A 24,752-nucleotide genomic window follows, 5' to 3' on the forward strand; every position below is an offset into this window, starting at 1 on the left:
GTCATTCAGCACTCAATCTGAGAATTTCCCTACACCGGCTAAAATGTAAAAAATTCTCAGAATGAACATGTCCAATGCATCCTCATCAGTTCCACATTCAACGTATCGATCATATGGGTTTGGTTGCCGGTATGTGCAAAGAACTCGGTATCTCTAATCATCTGGATTCCCTGGTTCCTAACCAATCTGAACACCGGAATATTTCCTTTGGCGAAACCGTAGTATCAATGCTGCTTAACGGCCTTGGGTTCACTGCCCGCACGCTTCATATGTTCCCGGAGTTTGGCTAAGTTACCGTTAATGGTTGGAAGCACCAATGTTCAGTAATTCTGCTGATCAACCGGCCAACAGTTAATTTTTTTGCTGCCGTCAGTTCTCGCCTCCAGGCCAGATAATGGGGAAGGTAACGAGTTGCAACCCCTTGGAATACGCCGCCAATCCAGCGTTTTAAATGACTGTGATAAGAATTTACAGTCTGGATGTGGTAGATGCCTTCAACAACATGTTGACCTGCTGATGTCACCAGCTCCTTGAAGACAAATCCAAGCTTGTCAGCAAGTTTTTCGTGAGCGAGGTGTGCATCCGCACAGACCGTGGCCTGTATCGATATGCGGCCATTTAAATGCCTGCACAATTCATTAGCACTTTCGTTTTCTAATACACCGTCAACGGTATTTCGATTACGGTCCCGAGCCACCATTACCGGGACTTTTCGGGCTTTGTTGGGATCATTACCCCGCTTTCGGGTTGGCCGTGGAAGGCCTTCTCTTTGCCCTTTGAAGGATTCACGGAAAAATGTTTCATCAAGCTCAGTAATGCCACAAAGCTCTTCTGCTTGATCATTATTAATCACTTCAAGAAAGCGGTGACGCCAGCGGAACGCAGTTTTCAAGTCAATGGCATTCTCAGCAGCAGCTGGTCGCAAGACCATAGAGTGAGTCATACCTGCGAGGTACTTGTTCCATTTTTCAGGGTGCCTGAGCCTTGCCAAAGGCGTTCCACTAAAGGCGTTAAACGTTGAGTCGCAAGTCTTGCAGTGGTAGCGCTGTCGGCCATTTCGTATGCCCCAGCGACCAACGCTATGGCTTTTGCATTTGGGGCACCTGGGGTTTTCGGCAAATTGGGCAAGTATGCTCTTTTCTACGTCAGGTGTTGCATTATCGTTATTGGGTATAGATTCACTGTAAACAGGTTCAGAGTCAGTGGTTTCTACTACCTCGGTAACCTCTATTTGAGTACTAAGGAGCGAGTTGTTAAGAATGTCTCGCTGTTCACTGGTTAATGTTGAAATGGAATCAATAAAATTCTGGAAGAGTTCAGATTGCATATCACTCCCCTACAACGTAGATTTTATGGGAGTTTAGCTGATTCAACCATTAACGGTAACTTAGCCCCGGAGTTTCATGCTGATAAACCGCTGGATAAACTCATCAGGCCCGGTATTAAACCCGAACACATTAACGACAGTGTACTCGGCAGAGCCCTGGATCAGCTTTTTGAACTGGATGTAAGTGAGGTCTATTTATCGCTGGCTGTCAAGGCAGTGAATGTCTTAAAACTGCCGTGCAAGGCTCTGAACCTTGACTCAACAAGCTTGCATGTGGACGGCGTTTATAACAGCGAATCTGACGTCGACGAAGAAGATATGCACTGTATCAAACTCTGTCGTGGATACAGCAGGGATCATCGACCCGAGCTCAACCAGGCAATACTGCTGATGATGACGGAAAATCAGGCCGGTATTCCCGTTTTTATGAAAGCGTCCAGTGGCAACGTAAACGACAATAAAAACTTTAAAAAAGTCATCAGCAGCCATTTGAAATCCTACCGGGAAGCCCTGAATAATCGCTACCTGATTGGTGATGCAGCACTTTATACAACAGATAACGTACAGATACTTCATCAGCAGGGCCAGCAATTTATCACCCGGGTTCCGTCAAAAATCAAAGAAGCCAGAGAACTGATTGACAGTGTCGCTTCTTGTGAAATGACACCAGTGGAGGGTGCTGAGGGCTATGAGAGTCATGAAATGCTGTCAGATCATGCGGGTGTCTCCCAGCGCTGGATTCTGGTCCGCAGCGAGCAGGCTCGAAAGAGCGAACAAAAAACACTGCTGAAAAAAATGCTAAAGAAGTCTGAGAAAGAAGCAGAATCGCTGACCAGTAAACTGGCCAAAAAAGCCTTCAAGTGTGAAACCGACGCATTGCGTGCGTTCGATGAATGGCAGTCAAAAACTATTTATTGTCAGGCGGAACCTGTCATTACTGAGAAACCCTGCTATACCAAGGTAGGTCGTCCGGAGAAAGGCTCTAAACCGGACAGTATTGAATATTATGTGAGCGGATATCCTTGGGTATCCGTTGACTGTCGCAAAGATGCAGAGTGTTCTCTGGGTTGCTTTGTGCTGGCGACGAATGATCTGGACGACAGTCGGCTGAGTACAGCAGAAGTGCTAAGTACTTACAAATCACAACAGTCAGTAGAGCGTGGCTTTCGGTTTTTGAAGAGCCCGGAGTTTCTGGTTTCTTCGCTGTTTTTAAAGAAACCGGAACGAATAGAAGCCTTGCTGATGGTGATGACGCTGTGTCTGTTAGTGTATGCGGCGATTCAGCATCGAATTAGGCATGAGCTAAAACGACAGAGTCGGTTTTTCCCGGACATGAAGCGGAAACCCTGCCAAAACCCGACAGCGCGTTGGGTGTTTTTCTGCTTTCAGGGTATCAACGTGCTATTGGTCGATGGACATGAAAAGCATGTGGTTGGATTACAAGAAAGGCAGTTGACTATTATTTCAATTCTTGGGCGACCGTATCAGGAAATGTATTCCTGATACGGGTGCTGAATGACGGCTTAAAATGATCACGGTTTGTATAAAGTAGAGAAGCGGTAAGAAAACATTATAACCATTGACCTGTGTCAGTGGACTGCGTATTGATGCGTATATCGTTGATAGGTTGTGGTTAATTGTTCAACAATGTCAGAGGTATTGCTCCAGCGCGGGAAGAATCAGCAGGTCGATCATTGCCGGAACATTGGCGGCCAGCTGTTGAAGCTCTTTCTGGTAAAGCCAGCCATAGGTCCCAGCGGCAATGATGGTCAGTAATGGCATCCAGAGGCCAAAAACTTGTGCGATTGCGCCAGCGGAATGGGGAGTCGAACCAAACCGGTTAGTATCGGGAGTACCTGAAGAAAAGATCAGCCATAACAAAAACAAAAGGTTGACCCCCGGAAGCACCAACACAACGCTCGTCCAGCCATTGTACCCAATATCATGAAGTCTTCTGACCGACATGGTCAGCATAAGGAGGCAGGCAATAGTGATCAAACCAAGTGTCAGGTGCATTGACTCTAAAGATGGATAGTGAGGGGTTAACCACTCTGGTATCCACCAGGCACAGATGCCCAGCAGGACAACTATCCAAAGGGAGGCAATAAATTGTACTCTTCCCATTCTGGGGAACAGTTGCAACGTCCGGGATGATCTGGATGGCTTGGTCAGTTGATTCGGGTCCTGTTCCAGAATGTTTTCCAGTGGCGTAGGTGGCAACTCTTCATCACTGGTCATAGCAACAATCCGGCATTGAGCTCCAGCCTTCATCATGGCTCTTTCATAATGACGGATGTCACTGGCGGTAAGATTCTTGCGAATAATGATCGGCTTTCCTGAGAACAGTTGCTTCAGTTTTGCCTTGTCTGCATTGAGGAGTTCGTTCAGGTTTTTTCGAACCTTCCTTTCTTCAAAGCCTGGCAGCGTTTCTCCCTCGAAAATCAGCTTATAGAGTGAGTCATCCATGGTGGCCTGTCCTGAAATATGTTCTGAGACAGGTTATCGGCTGGCATGGGGGAGAATGAGGCTTTTTTGTTGTTAATCACAGTGCCCACAAAACTTACATAAAGAGCAGGTTTGCTTTTTGGTCTTTATGCTCCCGGTGGCCGAACGCTTAAAACGGTTTAACCACAACCAAAACGACAATACCAACGAGAAAAATAACGGGAATTTCATTGAATACCCGGAAAAACTGATGGCTGTGGGTGCTGGTTCCGGTGGCCAATTGTTTCATATAGCGGCCACACATATGGTGATAGCCTATGGTCAGAGCGACCAGGGTCAGCTTTGCATGCATCCAGGGAGCATGGATGTAGCTCGGGATATAGTGTAGCAGCCACAGGCCAAGAATCAGGGTGGCAATCATGGAGGGCGTGGCGATGCCTCGCATGAGCTTTCTTTCCATAATAACAAAGCGATCTTTGCTGATTTGGTCTTCACTCATGGCGTGATAGACGAAAAGCCTCGGCAGGTAAAAGAGGGCTGCAAACCAGCAGGTCATGGCGATGATATGAAAAGAAGTTACCCAAAGCATTTGTAAACCCGATTGTTATTGCATTTGTATGCATTTTTACAGGTTGGAAAAGTAAATCAAGTTGCACGCTTTGAATTTCTCTAAATGGCCCTTAACTTTTGTTTCTTTCAGGCTCTGGGTTTACGGCAGTTACCGCTGTTTTCTCTCATAGAGGCGGAACTCCGCCTCTTTATCATCAACGCTGCTGGACTGGAAGCAGGTTGATTTCTACGCGGCGGTTTTGTGCACGACCTTCAACAGTTTTATTGCTGGCAATAGGATCTGCAGAGCCCCTGCCATAGGCAAAAATGCGGTCACCACTGACCCCCTGAAATGCAATATAGTTAGCAACACTGTCAGCACGGTCCTGAGACAAAGGTACGTTGATCTTATCCCCCCCGGTGCTGTCGGTATAACCAACCACTTCGATCAGGTTACGGTCATATTCCTTGAATACTCTCGAAATAGAACCAAGCACCGGATAGAACGCCGACTTGATATCTGACTTGCTGGAGTCAAACGTGATATTGGATGGCATGATCAGTTTCAGCTCATCGCCCTGGCGGTAAACCTGCACACCGGTTCCCTGCAGCTCAGCCCTCAGCACCCTCTCCTGTCGATCCAGATAGTGGCCATAACCGGCACCGGCAGCACCACCAATAATGGCGCCTTTCAGGGCTCCATCACCGCCATCGGCAATAGCTCCAATAGCAGCACCCGCCAGAACCCCACCCAGGCCATACTTGGTTGACTTGCTGGCCTGTTGTTCACCGGTGTATGGGTTGGTTGTCTGACAGCCGGTCAGCAAAGATCCTGTCAACGTTACCATCAAGAGAGCTGCGACGGTAAATAATTTTTTCAGAGACATAACGTTTTTCCTTAGTAAATCAGCGCAACGCGACTTAGCCGCGAATAATACTATTTTCCCGAATTTCTTCACCTATTGTGGTATCAGGACCATGTCCGGCGACCACCACCGCTTCTTCATCCAGCGTATAGAGCCTTTGTTTGATCGAACGTTCAATCGCTTTGTAATCACCGCCCCACAGGTCAGTTCGTCCAATAGACCTGCGAAACAGTGTATCCCCGGCAATAAGCAGCTTGGGCTTGTCAAACCAGAAGCACATGGAACCCGGCGTATGCCCGGGGGTGTGCATAGCGACCCCTTCACAGCATGGCAGCTCTTCGTCGTCTTTTAACCAGTGATCCGGATCCGGAACCGGGCGATAAGGGACACCGAACATACGGCATTGCATTTCAAGGTTATCCCAGAGGAACTTATCTTCCTCATGAAGGAAGATTGGAGCACCTGTCTGTTTTTTGATATCGCCACTGGCAAGGAAATGGTCCAGGTGCGCATGGGTGTGGATAAGGGCGACAACCTGTAAATCCAGCTCCCTAAGCTTTGCCATAATAATGTCAGGATCACCACCGGGATCCACGACAAATGCCTTACGGGTTACCGGATCACCAATAATTGTACAGTTGCATTGCAGTGGCCCGACGGGGAAAGTCTGCCGAATAAAGGCTGTTTGGTTTGTCATTTGACCTTCACAGTAGTTTTCTATATTCGGCCGAGATTCTAATCTTATTTTTGTATCGGGTCTTTCCTTTTGCTGGCGGTTTTGTGCAGAAAAACCATGGTTAGATCTTGTCGACGATCACAGGGCGCTTTTCTGATGTAGCCGTTAGCGAACTTTTTCTGCATCAGAGGCTCAGTGGTGTTAACCGGACCCGCCGGATCCACCCGCAGAAATGCTTTCTGCCCGGGATATGGGAAGTGCCATTCATGAATGTACTCATCAGCATCATCGGTATCTTCTGTGGCAAAGTCCTCAATCAGGGGCCACCGATGGCAGCGCCATTCTTTTTTTGTCGGCTTGGGCCCTGGTTCAGATAAAGATAGTGAAAAGCGGGTTCGTCTCAGCACTTTACTACTCCTCGTACTCCTCAGTCATTCAGCAGTCATCACTTTATAGAGTTATTAGCTCGCAGCTGCACAGGCCTTAGAGGATGATAGTGTAGTCAAAAAAAACTGGTCAAACAGCCAATTTAAATAAACCTAACAATGAACGATCTGATCAAGAATGAACCTATCTTTACCAATAGAGCCTAAGTAAATACCAAAACAAAATAATAACCGGTAAAGATCGTGTCTATGCTCACAATTTAATCCGGCAGACAGATTCCCGTAACTATGCAATCAGGCAAAAAAAACAAGGAAAAACAATTTGTTTTAAACAGCAGTATGATTCTTCTCATAGCCGGACTATACGGGGTTGTCACAGGATGGCTGGATCTCAGTGTGTTTAATCAGGCCAGTGAAGTGGTATCCGACCTGTTTATACGAATGCTGAAGCTGATGAGCCTACCGATTATCTTTTTCGCCCTGGTTTCTACCCTTTCCGGAATGGTCGAAGCGTCAGAGGTAAAACGCCTTGGTGGCCAGGTTCTGAAATACACGGTGATCACTACTCTGATCGCAGCCACTGTTGCCCTGGCACTGTACCTGTTGATTGCTCCGGCGGGCAATCTTAACCCATTGGCGGCAACGGTTGAGCCTGCAGGCCCTGCAGGAAGTTACTGGTCCTATCTGATTGGGGTGATTCCTGCCAGCTTTGTTGAACCTTTTTATACCCATAATGTGATGGGTGTTTTATTTTTAGCCCTCCTTCTTAGCGCCGCCATCATGACTTTGGAACGTAGCCAGAAAGAAATTCTGCACTCGTTTTTTGACAGTATGTTTGCCGCCATTATGAAAATGACCGGACTGATCCTGCAACTGATGCCTCTGGCTGTCTGGGCTTTCGTTAACCAGTTTATTCATGATCTGCAGAGTCAGAAAATTCTCCAGGACCTCGCCCTCTATCTGCTGTGCGTTCTGCTGGCCAATATCGTGCAGGCTGGCTTGATATTGCCAATATTGCTGAAGTTCAAAGGTATTTCACCCTGGCAAACCATAAAAGCCATGTGGCCAGCCCTGACTGTCGCTTTTTTCGCTAAATCATCAGCAGCTGCACTGCCCTATGCCGTCGAGTGCGCAGAAAAAGACATGAATATTCAAGGCAAAGTGGCTCGTTTCAGTCTCCCCTTGTGCATTACCGTCAATATGAACGCTTGTGCTGCTTTCATACTGATAACGGTTCTGTTTGTTTCACAAAGCAACGGCATCATGTTCTCACCCTTGGAGTTGCTCTCCTGGATAGCCATTGCCAGTATTGCCGCCATCGGTAATGCAGGTGTTCCCATGGGCTGTTATATGTTATCCAGCGCCTTTCTTTCGGCTATGGGAGTGCCACTTCAACTGCTGGTTATTATTCTGCCGTTTTATGCGTTGATCGATATGTTCGAGAGTGCAATTAACGTGTGGTCAGACTCTTGTGTAACAGCCATGGTTAACGCAGATCTATTAACCGATAGGGATTTGGGCAAGGGGGAGAGTGACGAAGCTACCCGGATGGATCACAATTGACGTGATCCAGTTCGGGGCTAATAAGTTTTATCCTTTAACCTGCTGTACCCAGTGCAACAGCTCAGAGATAGCGTACACCGCTTCAACGCCTTTATTCATGTGATCGTCACCGGATCTTCTTTTCGCGTCTTCAACGCTGTCCACCCCGATTACTTCATTAATCACAGGCTTTCCGAAACGCTCTGTTACCTGCATAAAACCTTCAAAGACGCCATGAAGTACCATCTCATCATGACTGGTGATCCCTTTCAGAACCACCCCGAACGCCAGGATGGCGTCCAGGTCAGGGTCTTTTTCAAACAGAATTCGTGCAGCAAGTGGCAGTTCCAGTGAGCCCGGGACTTTGTGAATAGAGATATTCTCCGGCTTGACATCCAGTGCCAGAAGCTCTTGTTGAGCCCGGTTAATCATGGCATCGACACAGTCACTGTGCCAGCTACTGCCGATAATCGCCAACCGGGCATGGGGAATTTTATGGAACTGCTCCGGGGTTTTGGGAAGGCCTGCGCCCATCAGTAATACTCCTTGAAAGAAACGATTAAAAATAGTTTGAAGGTGAAAGTTAGCTGGCTACCGGTCGTCCGGCAAACCGGTTCAGCGGCCAATCTGATGAAGCACCCGACAAATGCTGCTGCAAAGTGCTTTCAGCTCGTCGCTGGAAATCACATAGGGAGGCATCACATAAACCAGCCTGCCAAAGGGCCGGACCCAAACTCCTTCTGCAACAAACAGCGGTTGAATTTCAGACATCACGACCGGCTCTTTGAGCTCCACGACACCAACACCACCCAACACCCTGACATCAGCAACCGCTGGCATTTCACAACAGGGCATCAGGCCTTCCCTGAGTGTCTTTTCAATCGCCGATAACTGACCCTGCCATTCGCCTCTGGATAAAATCTCCAGACTGGCATTACCGGCAGCACAGGCCAATGGGTTGGCCATAAAGGTAGGGCCGTGCATAAAAGGGCCGTGTTCGGAAATGGTGTGGCTGACCTGTTCAGAACAAAGGGTTGCCGCCATCGTCATATACCCGCCGGTCAGGGCCTTGCCGACGCACATGATATCCGGAACCACACCCGCATGCTCGCAGGCAAAAAGCTTCCCGGTACGACCAAACCCCCGTAGCAATTTCATCATGAACCAGCAGCACCTCATAGTCGTCACACAGCTGGCGCAGACGAACCAGATAGTCCGGAGAATAAAAATACATACCGCCACCCTGAACGATCGGTTCAAGAATCACACCGGCCAACTGGTTTCCCAGTCGATCCAGCATCTGCCGCAATGCCTCAATATGACTTTCTGCAAAGGCTTCACCAAAACGGCACTCAGGGCGGGGAACAAAATAATGCTGAGGCAGAATACCGGTAAACCAGTGGTGCATGCCGCCATCGGGATCACAAATAGACATTCCCCCCGTGGTATCGCCGTAATACCCGCCCCTGACGGTCAGCATCTTGTTTTTTTCCGGTCGCTCCCGGGCTATCCAGTATTGCATGGCCATTTTGATCGCGACTTCAACGGCCACCGATCCGGAGTCAGCAAAAAACACCGTTTGCATCGGTTCGGGTGTCATGGCCACTAGTTTTTTAGCCAGGTCAATCGCCGGTTTATGGGTCAGGCCGCCGAACATGACATGAGAGAAATCATCAATCTGATGCTTCAGTGCCGCATTCATTTCAGGATGGTTATAGCCATGCACCATGCACCACCAGGACGACATGCCATCTATGATCCGGCGGCCATCATTCAGGTACAAATAGACACCCTCAGCCCCAATCACCGGGAACATATCCGCCCGATTAATGGTCGTACTGTAGGGATGCCAGATATGTTCGGCATCAAATACCAGCTCTTCCGGGGTTATAACAAGGCTCAAGCCTGACTCCTTTTGATACATATTGGCCTTTTTGGTAGGAGAAGATAATCGCGGCGCTATTTGGTAGCAAGTGTAACCAGTACTTTATACCCCTCAAATTCACGGCAGGTGTTCACTACGGCCAATGGCTGTTTTCGGGTTTCTGGCCTACTCTGCCCCTGTAGCTCTTGTAGATGTAAATAGCAGATGTAAATTGCAGATGTAAATTGTGGATGTAAATTGTGGATGTAAATTGCGGGAGTAATATACAGGTTCTGTTCGTAAACCAGCTGACTACCCTGGATTTCAGTTACCTCTGTCCAAAACGTGGGTTGGTGGGTGAAACCTGGCTTGTGGATGTCATGCTGGGGGGGGAGCTTGATGAACAGGGCATGGTGTTTGATTTTGGCCATGTAAAGAAACAGGTTAAAGCATCGCTCGACAATCTGTCTGATCACCGCCTTCTGGTTCCCCTGAATACAGCAGAGGCTTCCGTTACCCATAACATTATCCATAACAAAGAGCAGTTGGTTGTCAGCTTTACCACCCTTCATGGGATGATTACCTGTTCCGCACCGGCACAGGCTGTGCTGCTGGTGGATGCAGAGGCTATAACGCCGGAATTACTCACCCCCTTCCTGGAGAAGGCCATACAACAGGTTCTGCCAGACAATGTTACAACCGTTGAGTTCAGGTTATACCCTGAAGAGATTGGCGGGGCTTACTATCACTACAGCCATGGGTTGAAGAAACACGATGGGGATTGCCAGCGGATTGCTCATGGTCATCGCTCACAGATTCGGGTTTTTGTTGATGAACTCCGGGATCAGGCGCTGGAAGCCAGGTGGGCATCACAATGGCGTGATATTTATATCGCTACAAAAGAGGATCTACTGGGCTCCTACACCAGGGATAACGTTGAGTATTATCGATTCGGCTACACAGCCAACCAGGGATATTTTGAAATCAGCCTGCCCAGCACTGACTGCTACTTGATTGACACTGACACCACTGTTGAACTGCTGGCCAGACATATTGCGCTCTGTTTGTCTGAGCAAAATCCCGGCAAAACCATTCGGGTCGTTGCTTTTGAGGGCCTCAATAAAGGAGCCATTGCTATGCACTCAGAGCCTTCAGCGGGTTGAGAGCCTTCAGCGGGTTGAGAGCCTTTAGCGGGTTGGGAGCCTTCCGTAGGTAAAGGGACGTGGTTGAATGTTTTGCTTGAGCTGTTTTAAATCGAAACCAGATTTTTTCGTGGAAATAATAAGCTACTGTATTTACGGCAGGTTCAACCATCGCCAGCGCACCACCAATCATGATATCACCGGTCATCAGGTACCCCACTGAAAACGCGACACAGAAGTGTACTGCTGCGAAGGAAACGGTTTTAGCCATCATATGCTCCGATCTTGGTAATCATGTCATCGTTGTTGGTTTTATTATATGAGAATGATTATCAATTATATAAATAAAACAAACAACTTGACCGGATAGAAAAAAACTATCAGCAGTCAACTAATCTTTAGGTAATGGCCAAAAAGGAGAATGTGCTATGTCGTCTTCACTGACGGATCAGATTAATAACCGACCAGTCCAGCCCGACCCTGTTAAAGACCCGGAGATCGGGACATCAGTTCAGGCAGCTGCTGAGGAGAAAGTTGAATCCAGCTATACCAATATGCTTGCTGAGCTGCCCAGGATGCTGGAGATGGATTTCAACAAGGTAGAAAACCTTCTGGCCAATGTGGCCGCTACTAACCCATTTCGTCCGGATATGGCTTTGGGCAAGCAGCCAGAGGTAGCTGCCATTGATGCCAGCAATAGTGCTCAATCAGCACCTGTCGCTCCGGTTGGCGCTATTGTGGATGCAAGCCACGTTAGCAAGCTGAGGCAAGTTAATGCGGCGTTGGCAGAATATGATGTACGACTTCAGCAGGTATTTGATGAAATGGCTCTTTCCCGTTCCGGCAGAAAACCAGAACTGCATAATTTGGGAATAGAGTATGAGCGCCTGATGACGTTTGTTCGTCAAACTGAATACCACTTAACTCAAGCGATTAAACTGATCCCGGAAACGCTTCCAGAGAATACAGGCCAGCCAATAGCTCAGTTAATGCCGGAATTTACCCAAAGCCTGTTTCGCTATGATAGCGAGTTCCAGCAGATCTTTGGTGTTATACAGCAAGAATTAAAGCAGGCAGAAATCGCCCGTAAGAGCGCTTACTGAGCCCTGACAACCACTCTCCACAGAGAGTGGTTCCAATTCCCTATTGCAACGCCTTTGTTTTTTAATGCTCCATTAAGAAATATATGCCTTCGTGAACAAGCTTCTTCAATGAAAAACGGCCAAGCCTTTTAATTGAGTCTGTGGAGGTCGGCCATTACAGGTGTCCATTTTTACTTGACCACTACAGAATGGGTATTAGCGCTTGGCTATACCGGTTCCACACTGCTGGCTTTGGTCGTTTTATTATCGGATGAGAAAAATACAGCTCGACTTTAGAGTTTTAAGAGCACAATAGTTCCGGCGCATAATCTGCTAAAAGCAACCATCCCCAATGACGAAATTCGAGATGGTTGCCATGCTCACTTCAGATCATCAAGTAATCCTCAGGGAGCTCGCTTCATATACAACCTTTCTTGCTGGAGCGCTATCATCAACTGCAGTACCAACGTTCTGCGAACTGCTGTTCGGTTGCATGCTTTCAGCCGACGGCTTTGTTACACAGGCGTTGTTAACAATTGATTTTCATTGTGTGTGGAGCAGCTACCACCACTGGCTATCTCAGGGCAAGTGGCAATGGAAGAACTTGGCACGCCACTTGATCCGTCTGGTCTGCTCCAAAGCTCCTGAGAATCAACCTGTGGTCCTGGGGCTTGATGACTGGGTAATCGAACGGTTTTCCGACAAAGCCCCTGCTTGTCGTACACATCATCAACACAGCAAGAAACGCAATCGGCCGACGTACATCTGGGGGCAGTGTTGGGTTTCCCTGGCCATCATATTTGAGCGGGCTGCAGATGAAGTATTTACCGCCATACCGGTGATCTCATTTCCGACACCAGCTTCAGGTAACACCAGCAAACTGAAAATTGCCGTGGCCATGCTCAGGGTGGTACGCAATGAAGTGAAGGATCGAGTGCTACGCCTGCTAACCGATTGCTGGTATATGAACTGGACACTGATAAAGCCAGCTCTGGAAATGAACATAGAAGTTGTTGGTCAGATACCTTCAAATCGGGCCCTCTATGCTTTGCCGCCAGCACCCACCGTAAAGAAGCGAGGGCGCCCAAAAAAGTACGGCATCAAGATGACGACAGAACAGGTTAAGAAACTGCCGGAAGAAAAAGCAACAGTATGGATGTACGGCAAATTTCGCAAAATACGTTATCGTACCGTAACTGTTCAGCACCCCCACATAAATCTGGAATTTTCTGATTTTTATACCATCCTCTTAAGCACCATTTTTCCACAATATTCGCCAGCATGATTCCAGAACTACCCGCAACTATGTCGGCTGAGATTCTCTTGAAAGAGAATGCAGAGCTGCGGATGAGAGTTGCCTGTCTGGAAGAGCGATGTCGAGAATTGGAAGAAAAGGTTGGCAAGAACAGTCAAAACAGCAGCAAGCCGCCATCGTCTGATGGTTATCAAAAACCTTGTAAAAACAGTAATTCTCCAGATCATTCTGACGACCTTTCCGCAGATAAAGGTACCGATCCATCGGATGAAAAACCCAATCCTAAAAGTCTGAGACAGTCTTCTGGTAATAAAGCCGGTGGAAAGAAAGGGCATCAGGGCACTTGTCTTAAACAGGTCGATATCCCTGACTATATTGAGTACCTTCCGGTTAAAGAATGCAATAAATGTCAGGCGTCTCTTCTTGATAGTGAGCCGGTCAAATATATTGAACGACAGGTGTTTGAACCAGGGAGACCGGGTGAATTTGAAGTAACGGCCCATAGAGCTGAAGTAAAAATCTGCACTTGTGGTTGTCGGAATCAGGCTGAATTCCCGGAAGGTGTTACCGCTGCCGCACAATATGGCTCAGCCACACAGGCTATGGCCGTCTATCTTAACCAATACCATTTCCTGCCTTTTAAGCGCGTGTCAGAGTATTTTAATACTCTCTATAAAATGAGTGTAAGTGCAGGCACTGTCGCCAATTTTGTGGCCAGAACCTATGAAAATCTGGCTTCTACTGAAGAGGTTATTCGTGACGCCTTGCGGGAATCGTCTGTTGCCGGAGCCGATGAAACGGGTATGCGGGCCGAGGGCTCTTTGCACTGGCTACACGTTATGCGGGATGAACAATGGACGCTCTACTACTTGTCTGAAAAGCGAGGTCGTGAGGCCATGGACACGATGGGCATACTGCTAACATTTGCAGGCGTTCTGGTTCATGATCATTGGAAATCCTATTTTGCATATGCGGCAACTCACGTACTTTGCAATGCCCATCACCTGAGGGAGCTTTTGGGTGTTGTTGATAGGGACAGCAATCAACTGGCGTTGCGATTGATGAAGCTACTGAGGCTTTCCTGGCATTACTGCAAGGGCTTTAAGACCATAGGTATGCTACAGATGCCAAGTGTTGTCTGTGAACGAATCGAGAAGATTTATGACCGGTTGCTTCAGCGGGCTCTAATGAAAGAAGTCGTCTATATGGAGAAGCAACGAGAGGAGCTTAAGCGCAAGAAAGTCAAGAATACTAAAGCTTACAATCTCTTCAAACGACTCACTGAGTTCAAGGCTGAGACACTGCGCTTCATGTCAGATTTTACCATTCCCTTCGATAACAATGGCAGTGAGCGGGATGTTCGAATGGCCAAGTTAAAGCAGAAAATCTCAGGCTGCTTCAGGAGTGCAGACGGTGGTTCTATGTTTGCACGGATTCGCAGCTATTTGTCGTCTGCCAGAAAACAGGGAATGGACATATATCAATCACTTCATAGAGCTGTTCGGAATTACTGTAATATGCCTTTGCTCAGTGCTGAATAGTTACATCGTACCCTGATCTGTCGCGCCAGATTCCTTAAAGGTCGTGAAGTACGCGTCGTCTGGAGTCGCTTTGAAAATGACAAAGGTCTGACCGAAAGCAGAATATTCATCTCGACCAATCCGGAACTTGAGGGACTGGAGGTGCTTCGTGCCTATTCCCGGAGATGGCCGGTAGAGCCAATGTTTCACCAACTCAAACATGCTTTTGGCTGTTGCCATTTATGGCAGCAGAAATTGCGAACACTGCTTCGATGGATGCATTTGAAAATGGCAGGCTATGCATTATTGCAGTTATTAACCGTTTGTAAAAATCAGGCATGTCTGAATATTTCTCGGATACCCTGGAGAAGCCCGGATACAACCACTGCAGGCATGATGAAAATTGCTCTTTCAGGAATTATTCCGAGGTTTCTCTATTCGCAAGGGCTGGAACAGATATAAGCAAAAATATGAGTTCAATTTTCGCGATCTGATCGACCAGTTAATACCGGATAATTCAGAAGCAGCATAACTAGTTCTCGTCCAAAAACGCATCAGGCAATCATAATTAGATTGTACGTGCGTTTTGATATTTCCTGAAATTCCAGAGAGCCGCAAAAACTCTTCCCTTTTTTTCTCTAATCTGGGACGGATATTGGAGAAAAACGCGAAAAGCAGGCAGAAAACATCCTCCCACCATGCTGGAAAGGTACTTTCATGTAGCGTGGAGGTGGCTATCAGGATGGTGCCGGGTGTCTGGCCAGAATCACCAGGTTGTAACAGACCACCGATAACCAGCAATGAGAATCAAAACGCTCAGAACCCTTGCAGTGGCAACGTGATAGCCCAAAACATCTCTTTAGCCACGAAATTCCCGCTTCAATACCTGCCCGGAAGCGAAAGAGCGTTTTATACACATACTGACTTTTAGTCATCTCTTCGACTTCAAGTCCGCGCTTCTTATTAAAAGCTACATCGCTGATTCCCATGGCCTTGGCTTTTTCCAAATTAGCGCGACACGCGTATCCGCCGTCACCGCTTGTCTGGCGAGGTACACGACCATAAATTTCTTTTTGTCTTTCCATCATCGGAATGAATTGGTCCGAATCCGCTGGGTTACCTTCCTCAATAACCAGGTCCAGGATCAATCGACTTTTTCCCTGAACCAGGTTCAGTTTATGGCCATACTGTACTTGCCGCCTGTCTTTTACGATGATATCCGTATGGGGTTCATACAGGCTAACCACTTTTTCCTGGGCTGGCACCTTTTCACCCTTAAAGACCCTGCGCTCTGTCTGGGAGACTATTGCATCCACCAGGGGTAACAGGTGATCCACATCGGCCTGCCACTTGTCGGCATCATCAGCCAGGAGACACTGCCCCTGCTGACGGGCGTTTGCTAGCGTGACAGTAGCTTCGATAAGTACCTTCCGGGATTTTCGGGTCAACTGCAGCAGTTTTTTATAATGCTGATGCCGCTCTTCTTTGCCAGCGTAGATGCATTTTCTGGCCGCATCTTTTACGGCTCGGTTGTGATGGGTATATTCATAAAGCGGTGTCGCTGTCAGTGTTTGTCCCCGTTCCAGCAGCCGACAAATTTCTTTAACGGAACTGGCTAAAAGATCACTGTCGCAAGGAGGTTTGATATCCGATTCGGTGACTGTGCTGTCAATAGCCACAGTGCGCCCTTTTTCAATACCCTGATCTTTAGCGGTCATTAGCTGACAGTTATTAATCCGTTCCCATGTAGATGCAGTAAGAAGGCTGATGAGCCCATGCAAACTGGAGCGACTGGGGCGCTGGTTTGGTTCGAGGCGACAAAAGTCTCGAAAGAGCATGGAGTCCATCAAAACAAACGACAAGTAGTCATAATCACAATTCAAATACTGTTTCAGGAGTGCCGCACGAAGAACGGATTCTGCTGATAGTCCGTTCCGCCCAGTGTTCTGTTTATCACCAGAACTTAAGTCCTCATAAATCCAGTCATTGAACTGTGGATGGGCGTCAAGCCATTGCGAGATACCGGAAAGCTGGGAGCAGATTTCATGAGGTACGTAATGGAGTTCCATACTACACTGCGGGTTGCGTTTTTTGCGCATTTGGAGTCCTCTGTTTTTGGCAATCCCTTATGTTTCTTGCTCTTGGGAAGTTTAGTCGCCAGATAGCAGTAGGGCTCCACTTAATTTTTCAGGATAAAATCTACAGTTTTCAATTGGTTGTGTTTTTGGACGAGAACTAACTAAAGGCTTTTAGGCAAAAAACGGAAGTAATAACGAACTTGGAAAAACAGTTCACTGATTTCGGCTTGCTTCACTATAAAAAGCTGACCGAATTATCGTTTTATACAGACTCTAAAGTCGAGAAAAATACAGGAAAACACCGTATAAAAACGTAAATATAACCGTACAAACTATTAAGGCTTGTGTAGAATCATGCGTATAAATGATAAAAACGGGCTTTAGCTATTCGAACAGCCATGGGCAGTTCAAACTTCTGAGGAAAACAGCCGGGTTATTTTACCTGGTAGCAGGCATTTTCAGAGCAATTTGTCGCAACCACCGCAGGATCGTCTTAAGTCCGACAGATCTCCAGAGTAGATAGCAGCCCACTTCAGTCAAGAGGTAATAGTATGTCAGAGCACCCCGTCGATCGCTCAACCTTTGATCAGGTGATGGTTCCCAATTATGCGCCCCAGGCCATGGTGCCAGTGCGAGGAAAGGGGTCGCGAATCTGGGATCAGGAAGGGAAAGAGTATCTGGACTTTGCTGGCGGCATCGCTGTCAATGCCTTGGGGCATTGTCATCCGGCGCTGATTGATGCCTTGAAACAGCAAGGTGAAAAACTGTGGCATCTGAGTAATGTTTATACCAATGAACCGGCGCTTGAGCTGGCGCAGCAGTTAATCAACAACACCTTTGCTGACAAAGTCTTTTTCTGCAATTCCGGTGCAGAAGCCAATGAAGCTGCCTTTAAACTGGCCAGAAAGTATGCGTACGATAATTTTGGTCCGGAAAAACATGAGATCATCTCCTTCTACCAATCGTTCCATGGTCGAACACTTTTTACCGTTACCGTAGGTGGCCAGAAGAAATACTGTGAAGGCTTTGAGCCTGTTCCCGGCGGTGTTCTGCACACTGCCTATAACGACCTTGATGCGCTCAGGGCACTTATTTCTGACCGTACCTGCGCCGTTGTCGCTGAACCCGTTCAGGGTGAAGGCGGGGTTATTCCTGCAGACCCTGAATTTATGAAAGGGGTCAGAGAACTTTGCGACCAGCATAATGCCCTGCTGGTTTTAGATGAAGTCCAGTCCGGTATGGGCAGAACCGGTAAACTCTTTGCCTATATGGGGCTTGATGTATTGCCGGACATTCTGACCAGTGCCAAATCCCTTGGCGGGGGCTTCCCGATCGGAGCCATGCTAACGACCAACAAAGTGGCAGAAAGTTTTGGTTTTGGGACGCATGGCAGCACATACGGTGGTAACCCGCTGGCCTGTGCAGTGGCGCTGGAAGTGATCAACATCATTAATGATCCACAACTGCTGGATAATGTTAGTAAAAAACATAACCGCATCCGTAAACACCTGGAATCCATTAACAGCAAATATGACATCTTTGCCGAGGTGCGTGGTAAAGGCCTGCTGATTGGCGCTGAACTGGTCGAAAAATATCACGGTCGAGGGAAAGAATTTCTTTCTGCTGCGGCCGACGAGGGACTGATGATGCTGGTTGCCGGGCCAAATGTTCTGCGCTTTGCACCATCACTCATTATTCCTGATGAAGACATTGATGAGGGTATGGCACGTCTGGAAAGGGCTGTTGCTACCGTGGTTTCTGCCTGAGAGTCCTGAATACCTCGCCACGCCGGCAGAGGTACTTCTCGTTCCCACGCTCCGCGTGGGAATGCATACCCTTCCTGACCTCCATACCTGGAGTTAAAACAGAATGAGCATGTCGTATGGTAAAGCCAGCTAAAACACTTCCCCCTGAACTCCTCCCCTGGCTGGATTTACTCAATGACCAGCACGATGAAATGCAGGCCAGAACCATTGAACTGGCTGAAATAAATTCTGGCAGCCTTAACCGTGACGGCGTCAACAAGGTTTTGGCAAAGCTGTTGACACTGACTTCGGATTTATCAAAAGACCATGAACGTATACCTGTCAATCCCTGGGAGGTTGTAAACGACAGTGGAGAGATCATCCGGCACCCATTGGGTGATGCGTTGAGAATTCGTAAACGCCCCGAAGCACCTCTTCAGGTCTTTCTGTGCGGGCATATGGATACCGTTTTTCCCAAAGACAGCCCTTTTCAAAAGGTTCGCTGGCTGGATGATGACACCATCAATGGTCCCGGAGTTACTGACTTAAAAGGGGGGATTATGGTGATGCTCAAGGCGCTGGAAGTACTTGAGCAAAGTCCATGGGCTGAGCAGATCGGTTGGGAAATATTGTTTAACCCGGATGAGGAGATTGGCTCCCCCGGCTCAGCCCCTTTAATTCAGGAGGCTGCGCAACGAGTACACCTGGGCATGATATTTGAACCCTGCTTTCCAGATGGCAACCTTGCCGGCCAACGCAAAGGCAGCGGTAACTTTACCGTGGTCAGTTATGGCAAAGCAGCTCACGCAGGGCGGGAACATCATCTGGGCCGCAACGCTATTCGTGCCCTCTGTGATTTTGTCTCCGCCATGGACGACCTGAATGGTCGGCGGCCGGGCATCACCTTTAACCCCGGCTACATTCACGGTGGCGGCCCGACCAACATTGTGCCTGATCGCTGTATTCACAAGTTCAATATTCGTCTTGAACAACCGGATGATGAACAGTGGTGCCTGCAAAAACTTAATGGGATCATTGATAGCATAAATCAGCGTGACGGCATTCAACTGGCACTGCATGGCGGATTTACCCGCAAACCCAAGGTGCTGAGCCCTGCCAATGAACAGCTACTGGCACTGGCAAAAAACATCGGGCATGAACTGGGGATTCCACTGGAGATCAAACCCACCGGAGGTTGTTGCGATGGTAACAACCTTGCCTCTGCCGGGATTCCCAATATTGATACGCTTGGGGTTCAGGGGGGAGCGATCCATAGTGATCAGGAATATTTAAACGTCAAAAGCCTTGTGCCAAGGGCCAGGCTCAGTGCGGCATTATTACTGAGTCTGGCCCATGCCAGTGCACAGGGTGATTGCTTTGACTGGTTAAAACGAAAAGAGTAATAGCCAGGCAGAAAAGCGCACACCCTCCCATGCCCGCGTGGGAATGCATAGTGCGCTGGGATAAGCGGCGTATATCTTGCGGGTGAAAGTCCCGTTGCGGAAGGAGAACCAGCTCCACCGTATAGCGAGTCTTGCGTTGCTGAAGGTAACGACAGTGATGAAGCGTAGACAGCGAAATATCCGAGCCGAAACCAAATGGTGAACGTCACAGCTCCGAAATACCACTTGTTGTGGGTGCCGATGCTCTTATGCAGGCAGCAGGCCCAAGAGTGCTGTGTAAGGTCAATCTGGGAATCCGAACAGCACTACCCTCCGGAGTCGCAGGCGTCGGCGAGTTTATAGAGATATACGACTGAACCCAGGAGATCCATAGGGCTCTCAAAGGATTGAGTATGTTAAGTACAAGTGCAAAACACGAGGCTTTACAGATGGCTCTATGGAAGTCGGAGTCAGTCATAGTAGTGATGAAGCGGGTAACGACCGTGGAGCGAAGGGCTGGCAGATAGATCGAGCGTGAGAGAGAAACAATGACCGTACTCAGCAACGACGGACAATCATGGTTAACGAAACTTGAGCGCATAGGTGAGAAATCGGCATACGACAGACAAATGGTGTTCAATAACCTTGGTCACCTGCTAAATGTTGACATGCTGAAGGAGCAATTCCATCGGTTGAACGGGAATAAAGCCGTAGGTATTGACCGTGAGACAAAGGAGACTTACGGCGTAAAACTGGATGAAAATCTGAAACACCTTTTCCAGCGCATTCGCCGTGGGACTTACAGGCCAAAACCCGCGAGGGTCACTGAAATCCCGAAAGAGGATGGGAGCAAACGGCCACTGGTCATATCCTGCTTTGAAGACAAACTGGTGCAACTTGCAGCCAGTCAAATCCCTGGCAAGATATACGAACCGCTGTTTCTACCGTGCTCATACGGATTCAGGCCCGGCTTGAGTTGTCACGATGCTTTGAGGACTTTGCTGCAGTCCAGTTCCCGAATTCGGGATGGTGCTGTGGTAGAAATTGATATCTGCAAGTACTTCAACAGAATTCCTCACAGGGAGCTGATGAAGATTTTGCGAATGAAGATATCAGACCAGCGTTTTCTCAGGCTGATAGAAGTCCTGATTACAGCACCTGTGATGGAACACAAGCAAGTATCCGACAATCGGGAAGGATGTCCGCAAGGGGCTATCCTGTCGCCAGTGCTGGCCAATATCTACCTGCACTACGTGATAGATGAATGGTTTGCCGAGGTAAGCCGTTCTCACATCAAAGGGCGGGCGGAAATGGTGAGGTACGCTGACGATATGGTATTCCTTTTTGGGGATGCCAGTGAAGCAGAGCGCTTTTATAAAGTGTTGCCAAAACGGTTAGAGAAGTTTGGTCTGGAGTTGCATAGAGAGAAATCGCAGATAATTCCTGCAGGATGGATTGCAGCTCAGAGGGCCAATCAATCAGGTAAGCGTCTTTCGACGTTTAACTTCCTGGGGTTCACCTGTTACTGGGGTAAGATGCGAAAAGGTGGTTGGCGACTGAAGTTCACCAGCCGTAAAGATCGTTTTGCATCGAAGCTCAAAGGGTTAAGTGAGTTCCTCTGGAAGCGCCTGAGTTCTGACCGTGTGCAAACGCTGAAGAGAGCGATTCGGGGGATCAAGGGATGGATCAACTATCATGGGATCACAGACAATCAAGGACGGGTCAGGCAGTTCATTCTGCAAGGCAAACGAACGATCCACAGATGGCTTAATCGTCAGGGAGGAAAAGGATACTTGAGCTGGGGAAAGCTGGTGAAAATTCTTAAAGTGTTGGCGTATCCAGAGAGCTGGAAAACGGTGTCAATGTTCCGGTCTCACCGAACATGTGTGGGGACACGGGTCTATCGGGAGCCGGATGCGATAATTCCGCAAGTCCGGTTCTGAGGAGGGGCTTGCCCGGGTGACCGGGCAGGTCTACTCACCCCGTAGCCTGCTGGATGTGGAACAACCTGTTTATGCCCGGAATCATCAGAGTTTAAAGGGGGTTCTACATTTGCGGTGAGGTTCGGTATGCATTCCCACGGAGGACCGTGGGAACGAGGCGATCCTCAATTTTCTGCCATCCTCGCTACGGGGTCGTCTAGACGGGTGCTATTCTCGGACAGCCTCCCGGGCAGGTCTGATATAACAACACATAGACCAGAATACTGGTCTATAATGGATCAAATAAAAACACGGAGGCCAAGGTATGCTTGAAGAAATCGGTTCTTACGATGCAAAAACAAAACTGCCGGAAATTTTGCGTCGTGTTGAAGCCGGTGAATCCTTCACCATAACCAACCGGGGAAAACCAATCGCAGACCTGATTCCCAGCAAGGCGAAAAGTCGTTTAAAAGCACAGTCTGCCATCGAAAATTTGCTCAAAGCCAAAAAGCCTGTTGTTTCTGAGAGTGACCTGCAAGAACTCCGGGAGCGTGGCAGGAAATGACTGGCTTTATCCTGGATAACTCCGTTTCCATGCGCTGGTTGTCAGAAACCAGCAAAAAGCAGGATCAGGTTTATGCAGAATCGGTACTCAAAAGCTTCTCACATTCCGACGCCCTGGTTCCCAACCTCTGGCATCTGGAAGTGGTCAATGTCACCCTGGGGCTGGAAAAACGGAATGAAATAAATACAGCCACGGCAGAAGGGTTTCTCGCCCAGCTGGAAAATCTGCCAATTTACGTTGACCCTTTGACGACGAATCAGGCGTTTAATCGCATTGCTACGTTGGCACGTAGTTACCATCTGAGCAGCTACGATGCAGCCTACCTGGAACTTGCCATACGAGAAAACCTGCCTTTGGCAACACTGGATAAAATACTGCGCAAAGCTGCACTTAAAGCCGGTATACCCATCTATCTGCAGGGTTCTGATGTGAAATAGTTTTGTTACGGAGAGATTATGAAACTTTCAATTCATGAGTTATTGAATGCCATGTGGCAGGATTACCTGGCACTCACCCCCGACGCCAAACCTATCCACCAGCTATTTGCTGACCTGAATCAAGGTACCGTGGTCAATGACCACATTGCCCTGCGCACCTTCAATCTCGACCAGGTATCTCTGGATAAAATAGCCAAACCATTTCTTGATGCGGGATACCAGCCCGTGGATGATTATCACTTCCCGGCTAAAAAGCTCTATGCCAAATACTATCAGCATAACGATGATACCCTGCCCAAGGTGTTTATCAGTGAGCTGAAAGTTGAGGAGCTAAACGAACATTGTCGTGAAATTATTAAAGCGTTGGTAGCCCAGGTGTCTGAGGAGTCTGTGCGTCAACAGGGGTTCTGCTATTCCGGTCGCCCATGGCATGTTAGTCAGGAACAGTATCAAACGCTTGCCAGTGAGAGTGAGTATGCCTCCTGGGTGGCTGCCCATGGCTTTCGCCCCAATCACTTTACGGTATCCATTAACCACCTTTGCTTTAATCAGGCGCATTCACACCCGGATATGCAAAGCGTCAATCAACTGCTGCTGGATAAAGGTTATGAAATGAATACCAGTGGAGGGCTGATTAAAGGCTCCCCGGACGTCTTGCTGGAACAGTCCTCAACCCTGGCCAAAGAGGTCCCGGTAAACTTTACGGACGGCACATTAACAATACCCGGCTGCTATTACGAGTTTGCCCTGCGCTACCCGATGCCCAACGGTCAACTCTACCAGGGGTTTGTGGCGGCTTCGGCGGATAAGATATTTGAGAGTACGGATGTGGTTCCGCAAGGGAAATGACAACATGGTATGAATTCTTGTATTGATTCACCCCGTGGTGAGATCAGTCGACTGCTCAATAAATACCCGTATCTGAAAAGCCACCAGGATGAAGCAGTGGCAACCAGCTACCCTTACGCTAAACAACGTGCCATTAAACAGATGAATCAATACCTGCCCCGTGAACAATGGCTCACCGACGCCAGTTTTCCTGAAACCTGTCCCTGGCCATGGGAACAACTGCTGGATGAGGATTGGCTACCCTGAGCCGTCTGTGTGCCACTTTTATAATTTTTTGCCAGACAGACTGAGAACAAACCAATGGACGACAAACTGTTTAACGACCTCATAGAAATCGGCATCAGCAAAGAAACCGCCCATGCCGTCGCCGCCTCTCTCAGTCCTGACCATATCGCCACCCAACAAGACGTATTGCGGCTGGAAAAGCTGATTCTCGACTCACGCCTGTCCGCCAAAAAGGACATCATCCGGCTGGAGCAAGCCCTGAAAAAAGTGGACGTGGAATGGCGCAAAGCCATGGTGGAGCAACAGGCCAAATCCACCGAACTGTATGCCAAATGCACCGAACTGTACGCCAACAGCAACCGCCAGTTCATCATCACCTTTCTCGGCATGATGCTGACGGCGTGTGTGCTGTTTGCCATGAATTACTATTTTCATTGAGGTGGCAGGCTCCTTATTTTAGCGCCAGGAAGTCGGACAGTGCGTTGCTCAACAGTGTTCGTTCTTCATCGGTCAGCACGGACAGGTCCAGCCCCCGGATTGACTACCACCGTACAGATGCCCGAACCGATCACTCCGGAGGCGTCCTGAACGTAAAAGGTGAACGGATCAACGCCGTAATACCGGGGATTGGACAAATAGACCAACTCAGTGCCGCCATCGGTCAACGCCCCATTGGTAGGCTGATCAAAACTGGTAAACGACACTGCCTCCCCTTTTACACGTTGTGCCGCATCCGGATTCTCATCCGCGATGCAATCGACGAAACGTATTTACGAAAGAAATGCTGGATTGTGGGGGAATTAAAGGAAAAGCCCTCTTTTATGCTACGCAGAGAGTACCGGGATCGGATAATTTTTTTACTGGGCTCTCTATGGAACTGTGGGAACCTGTCATA

28 protein-coding genes are annotated in these 24,752 nt (G+C 48.3%); 16 read left to right on the forward strand and 12 right to left on the reverse strand.

Annotated elements, in window-relative coordinates; translation table 11 throughout:
- Positions 1-74 precede the first annotated feature (74 nt).
- Positions 75-290 (forward strand): DUF4277 domain-containing protein, encoded by a 216-nt coding sequence (locus MJO57_RS04345; protein WP_252023259.1) that lies wholly within the window; start codon positions 75-77, stop codon positions 288-290.
- Here the strand turns inward: MJO57_RS04345 and MJO57_RS04350 are convergent.
- Positions 287-1,327 carry an IS1595 family transposase gene (locus MJO57_RS04350; protein WP_252017335.1) on the reverse strand — a complete coding sequence of 347 codons (1,041 nt, stop codon included), beginning with the start codon at positions 1,325-1,327 and terminating at the stop codon, positions 287-289. The two genes, MJO57_RS04345 and MJO57_RS04350, sit on opposite strands and share 4 nt — an antisense overlap.
- Here MJO57_RS04350 and MJO57_RS04355 point away from each other — a divergent pair.
- Complete coding sequence (locus tag MJO57_RS04355) at positions 1,322-2,830, forward strand: IS1634 family transposase (protein WP_252023261.1); 1,509 nt, start codon at positions 1,322-1,324, stop codon at positions 2,828-2,830. The genes MJO57_RS04350 and MJO57_RS04355 overlap by 6 nt on opposite strands.
- 147 nt (positions 2,831-2,977) lie before the next feature.
- Here the strand turns inward: MJO57_RS04355 and MJO57_RS04360 are convergent, their stop codons facing one another.
- From MJO57_RS04360 to MJO57_RS04380, 5 genes are all read right to left on the reverse strand, one after another.
- On the reverse strand, positions 2,978-3,793 hold the full coding sequence (locus MJO57_RS04360) for a DUF805 domain-containing protein (protein ID WP_252023263.1): 816 nt from the start codon (positions 3,791-3,793) through the stop codon (positions 2,978-2,980).
- 148 nt (positions 3,794-3,941) lie between these two features.
- Positions 3,942-4,361: a protoporphyrinogen oxidase HemJ gene (gene hemJ / locus MJO57_RS04365; protein ID WP_252023265.1), complete on the reverse strand. Its 420-nt coding sequence runs from the start codon at positions 4,359-4,361 to the stop codon at positions 3,942-3,944.
- A gap of 175 nt (positions 4,362-4,536) precedes the next feature.
- Positions 4,537-5,208 carry an OmpA family protein gene (locus tag MJO57_RS04370; protein WP_252023267.1) on the reverse strand — a complete coding sequence of 224 codons (672 nt, stop codon included), beginning with the start codon at positions 5,206-5,208 and terminating at the stop codon, positions 4,537-4,539.
- 34 nt (positions 5,209-5,242) lie between these two features.
- Positions 5,243-5,884, reverse strand: a complete 642-nt coding sequence (locus tag MJO57_RS04375; RefSeq protein ID WP_252023269.1) for an MBL fold metallo-hydrolase — start codon at positions 5,882-5,884, stop codon at positions 5,243-5,245.
- Positions 5,885-5,928: 44 nt separating this feature from the next.
- Positions 5,929-6,270: a hypothetical protein gene (locus tag MJO57_RS04380; RefSeq protein WP_252023271.1), complete on the reverse strand. Its 342-nt coding sequence runs from the start codon at positions 6,268-6,270 to the stop codon at positions 5,929-5,931.
- A gap of 318 nt (positions 6,271-6,588) precedes the next feature.
- Between MJO57_RS04380 and MJO57_RS04385 the strand changes: the two genes are divergently transcribed.
- Positions 6,589-7,812, forward strand: a complete 1,224-nt coding sequence (locus MJO57_RS04385) for a dicarboxylate/amino acid:cation symporter (protein ID WP_252026937.1) — start codon at positions 6,589-6,591, stop codon at positions 7,810-7,812.
- 27 nt (positions 7,813-7,839) lie between these two features.
- Here the strand turns inward: MJO57_RS04385 and ribH are convergent, their stop codons facing one another.
- The 3 genes from ribH to MJO57_RS33125 all read right to left on the reverse strand — a co-directional run bounded on the left by ribH (position 7,840) and on the right by MJO57_RS33125 (position 9,694).
- Positions 7,840-8,325 carry a 6,7-dimethyl-8-ribityllumazine synthase gene (gene ribH, locus MJO57_RS04390; protein ID WP_252023272.1) on the reverse strand — a complete coding sequence of 162 codons (486 nt, stop codon included), beginning with the start codon at positions 8,323-8,325 and terminating at the stop codon, positions 7,840-7,842.
- Positions 8,326-8,406: 81 nt separating this feature from the next.
- Positions 8,407-8,874 (reverse strand): aminotransferase class III-fold pyridoxal phosphate-dependent enzyme, encoded by a 468-nt coding sequence (locus tag MJO57_RS33120; RefSeq protein WP_371924770.1) that lies wholly within the window; start codon positions 8,872-8,874, stop codon positions 8,407-8,409.
- Entirely contained in the window at positions 8,813-9,694 is an 882-nt protein-coding gene (locus MJO57_RS33125) for an aminotransferase class III-fold pyridoxal phosphate-dependent enzyme (protein WP_371924771.1), read from the reverse strand. The genes MJO57_RS33120 and MJO57_RS33125 overlap by 62 nt, the downstream gene beginning before the upstream one ends.
- Positions 9,695-10,008: 314 nt before the next feature.
- On the opposite strand from MJO57_RS33125, the gene MJO57_RS04400 reads away from it, so the two are divergent.
- Positions 10,009-10,818 carry a 6-carboxytetrahydropterin synthase gene (locus MJO57_RS04400; RefSeq protein ID WP_252023275.1) on the forward strand — a complete coding sequence of 270 codons (810 nt, stop codon included), beginning with the start codon at positions 10,009-10,011 and terminating at the stop codon, positions 10,816-10,818.
- Here MJO57_RS04400 and MJO57_RS04405 read toward each other — a convergent pair.
- Entirely contained in the window at positions 10,790-11,071 is a 282-nt protein-coding gene (locus tag MJO57_RS04405) for a DUF2061 domain-containing protein (protein ID WP_371924772.1), read from the reverse strand. The genes MJO57_RS04400 and MJO57_RS04405 overlap by 29 nt on opposite strands.
- A 154-nt stretch (positions 11,072-11,225) precedes the next feature.
- Here MJO57_RS04405 and MJO57_RS04410 point away from each other — a divergent pair, with 154 nt between their 5' ends.
- From MJO57_RS04410 to MJO57_RS04425, 4 genes are all read left to right on the forward strand, one after another.
- The gene (locus tag MJO57_RS04410; RefSeq protein ID WP_252023277.1) at positions 11,226-11,900 is read left to right on the forward strand and encodes a hypothetical protein; all 675 of its coding nucleotides are present in this window, start codon (positions 11,226-11,228) and stop codon (positions 11,898-11,900) included.
- A gap of 331 nt (positions 11,901-12,231) precedes the next feature.
- Positions 12,232-13,164: a transposase gene (locus MJO57_RS04415; RefSeq protein ID WP_252023279.1), complete on the forward strand. Its 933-nt coding sequence runs from the start codon at positions 12,232-12,234 to the stop codon at positions 13,162-13,164.
- On the forward strand, positions 13,161-14,675 hold the full coding sequence (locus MJO57_RS04420; protein WP_252017330.1) for an IS66 family transposase: 1,515 nt from the start codon (positions 13,161-13,163) through the stop codon (positions 14,673-14,675). Before MJO57_RS04415 ends, MJO57_RS04420 begins: the two co-directional genes overlap by 4 nt.
- Before the next feature lie 141 nt (positions 14,676-14,816).
- Entirely contained in the window at positions 14,817-15,116 is a 300-nt protein-coding gene (locus MJO57_RS04425; RefSeq protein ID WP_252023281.1) for a hypothetical protein, read from the forward strand.
- A gap of 275 nt (positions 15,117-15,391) precedes the next feature.
- Here the strand turns inward: MJO57_RS04425 and MJO57_RS04430 are convergent, their stop codons facing one another.
- On the reverse strand, positions 15,392-16,753 hold the full coding sequence (locus tag MJO57_RS04430) for an ISNCY family transposase (RefSeq protein ID WP_252017318.1): 1,362 nt from the start codon (positions 16,751-16,753) through the stop codon (positions 15,392-15,394).
- Between the two features lie 530 nt (positions 16,754-17,283).
- On the opposite strand from MJO57_RS04430, the gene MJO57_RS04435 reads away from it, so the two are divergent.
- From MJO57_RS04435 to MJO57_RS04470, 8 genes are all read left to right on the forward strand, one after another.
- Positions 17,284-18,498, forward strand: a complete 1,215-nt coding sequence (locus MJO57_RS04435; RefSeq protein ID WP_252023282.1) for an aspartate aminotransferase family protein — start codon at positions 17,284-17,286, stop codon at positions 18,496-18,498.
- Positions 18,499-18,614: 116 nt separating this feature from the next.
- Positions 18,615-19,880, forward strand: a complete 1,266-nt coding sequence (locus tag MJO57_RS04440) for a hydrolase (protein ID WP_252023283.1) — start codon at positions 18,615-18,617, stop codon at positions 19,878-19,880.
- Between the two features lie 527 nt (positions 19,881-20,407).
- The gene (gene ltrA / locus MJO57_RS04445; protein WP_252023284.1) at positions 20,408-21,802 is read left to right on the forward strand and encodes a group II intron reverse transcriptase/maturase; all 1,395 of its coding nucleotides are present in this window, start codon (positions 20,408-20,410) and stop codon (positions 21,800-21,802) included.
- A 304-nt stretch (positions 21,803-22,106) separates the two neighbouring features.
- Entirely contained in the window at positions 22,107-22,346 is a 240-nt protein-coding gene (locus MJO57_RS04450; RefSeq protein ID WP_252023285.1) for a type II toxin-antitoxin system Phd/YefM family antitoxin, read from the forward strand.
- Positions 22,343-22,783, forward strand: coding sequence for a type II toxin-antitoxin system VapC family toxin (locus MJO57_RS04455; RefSeq protein ID WP_252023286.1), 441 nt, complete (start codon positions 22,343-22,345; stop codon positions 22,781-22,783). The genes MJO57_RS04450 and MJO57_RS04455 overlap by 4 nt, the downstream gene beginning before the upstream one ends.
- An 18-nt stretch (positions 22,784-22,801) precedes the next feature.
- Positions 22,802-23,632, forward strand: a complete 831-nt coding sequence (locus tag MJO57_RS04460; RefSeq protein WP_252023287.1) for a DUF1338 domain-containing protein — start codon at positions 22,802-22,804, stop codon at positions 23,630-23,632.
- 9 nt (positions 23,633-23,641) lie between these two features.
- Positions 23,642-23,878, forward strand: a complete 237-nt coding sequence (locus MJO57_RS04465; protein ID WP_252023288.1) for a DUF29 family protein — start codon at positions 23,642-23,644, stop codon at positions 23,876-23,878.
- Positions 23,879-23,932: 54 nt separating this feature from the next.
- Positions 23,933-24,295 (forward strand): hypothetical protein, encoded by a 363-nt coding sequence (locus tag MJO57_RS04470; protein ID WP_252023289.1) that lies wholly within the window; start codon positions 23,933-23,935, stop codon positions 24,293-24,295.
- 65 nt (positions 24,296-24,360) lie between these two features.
- On the opposite strand, the gene MJO57_RS04475 is transcribed toward MJO57_RS04470, so the two are convergent.
- Complete coding sequence (locus tag MJO57_RS04475) at positions 24,361-24,627, reverse strand: Ig-like domain-containing protein (protein ID WP_371924862.1); 267 nt, start codon at positions 24,625-24,627, stop codon at positions 24,361-24,363.
- Positions 24,628-24,752: the final 125 nt, after the last annotated feature.

Origin of the sequence: Endozoicomonas sp. SCSIO W0465 (genome assembly GCF_023716865.1) — a bacterium.
GTDB lineage: Bacteria > Pseudomonadota > Gammaproteobacteria > Pseudomonadales > Endozoicomonadaceae > Endozoicomonas.

What these genes read in the sequence shown, in the direction of transcription:
- MJO57_RS04435 (WP_252023282.1), top strand. Translation starts at nt 17,284, where the DNA reads ATGTCAGAGCACCCCGTCGATCGCTCAACCTTTGATCAGGTGATGGTT.
- MJO57_RS04360 (WP_252023263.1), bottom strand. Translation starts at nt 3,793, where the DNA reads ATGGATGACTCACTCTATAAGCTGATTTTCGAGGGAGAAACGCTGCCA.
- MJO57_RS04420 (WP_252017330.1), top strand. Translation starts at nt 13,161, where the DNA reads ATGATTCCAGAACTACCCGCAACTATGTCGGCTGAGATTCTCTTGAAA.
- MJO57_RS04385 (WP_252026937.1), top strand. Translation starts at nt 6,589, where the DNA reads ATGATTCTTCTCATAGCCGGACTATACGGGGTTGTCACAGGATGGCTG.
- MJO57_RS04345 (WP_252023259.1), top strand. Translation starts at nt 75, where the DNA reads ATGCATCCTCATCAGTTCCACATTCAACGTATCGATCATATGGGTTTG.
- ribH (WP_252023272.1), bottom strand. Translation starts at nt 8,325, where the DNA reads ATGGGCGCAGGCCTTCCCAAAACCCCGGAGCAGTTCCATAAAATTCCC.
- ltrA (WP_252023284.1), top strand. Translation starts at nt 20,408, where the DNA reads ATGACCGTACTCAGCAACGACGGACAATCATGGTTAACGAAACTTGAG.
- MJO57_RS04470 (WP_252023289.1), top strand. Translation starts at nt 23,933, where the DNA reads ATGGACGACAAACTGTTTAACGACCTCATAGAAATCGGCATCAGCAAA.
- hemJ (WP_252023265.1), bottom strand. Translation starts at nt 4,361, where the DNA reads ATGCTTTGGGTAACTTCTTTTCATATCATCGCCATGACCTGCTGGTTT.
- MJO57_RS04455 (WP_252023286.1), top strand. Translation starts at nt 22,343, where the DNA reads ATGACTGGCTTTATCCTGGATAACTCCGTTTCCATGCGCTGGTTGTCA.
- MJO57_RS04370 (WP_252023267.1), bottom strand. Translation starts at nt 5,208, where the DNA reads ATGTCTCTGAAAAAATTATTTACCGTCGCAGCTCTCTTGATGGTAACG.
- MJO57_RS04440 (WP_252023283.1), top strand. Translation starts at nt 18,615, where the DNA reads ATGGTAAAGCCAGCTAAAACACTTCCCCCTGAACTCCTCCCCTGGCTG.
- MJO57_RS04405 (WP_371924772.1), bottom strand. Translation starts at nt 11,071, where the DNA reads ATGATGGCTAAAACCGTTTCCTTCGCAGCAGTACACTTCTGTGTCGCG.
- MJO57_RS04375 (WP_252023269.1), bottom strand. Translation starts at nt 5,884, where the DNA reads ATGACAAACCAAACAGCCTTTATTCGGCAGACTTTCCCCGTCGGGCCA.
- MJO57_RS04465 (WP_252023288.1), top strand. Translation starts at nt 23,642, where the DNA reads ATGAATTCTTGTATTGATTCACCCCGTGGTGAGATCAGTCGACTGCTC.
- MJO57_RS04460 (WP_252023287.1), top strand. Translation starts at nt 22,802, where the DNA reads ATGAAACTTTCAATTCATGAGTTATTGAATGCCATGTGGCAGGATTAC.
- MJO57_RS04450 (WP_252023285.1), top strand. Translation starts at nt 22,107, where the DNA reads ATGCTTGAAGAAATCGGTTCTTACGATGCAAAAACAAAACTGCCGGAA.
- MJO57_RS04410 (WP_252023277.1), top strand. Translation starts at nt 11,226, where the DNA reads ATGTCGTCTTCACTGACGGATCAGATTAATAACCGACCAGTCCAGCCC.
- MJO57_RS04430 (WP_252017318.1), bottom strand. Translation starts at nt 16,753, where the DNA reads ATGCGCAAAAAACGCAACCCGCAGTGTAGTATGGAACTCCATTACGTA.
- MJO57_RS33120 (WP_371924770.1), bottom strand. Translation starts at nt 8,874, where the DNA reads ATGTGCGTCGGCAAGGCCCTGACCGGCGGGTATATGACGATGGCGGCA.
- MJO57_RS04415 (WP_252023279.1), top strand. Translation starts at nt 12,232, where the DNA reads ATGACGAAATTCGAGATGGTTGCCATGCTCACTTCAGATCATCAAGTA.
- MJO57_RS04350 (WP_252017335.1), bottom strand. Translation starts at nt 1,327, where the DNA reads ATGCAATCTGAACTCTTCCAGAATTTTATTGATTCCATTTCAACATTA.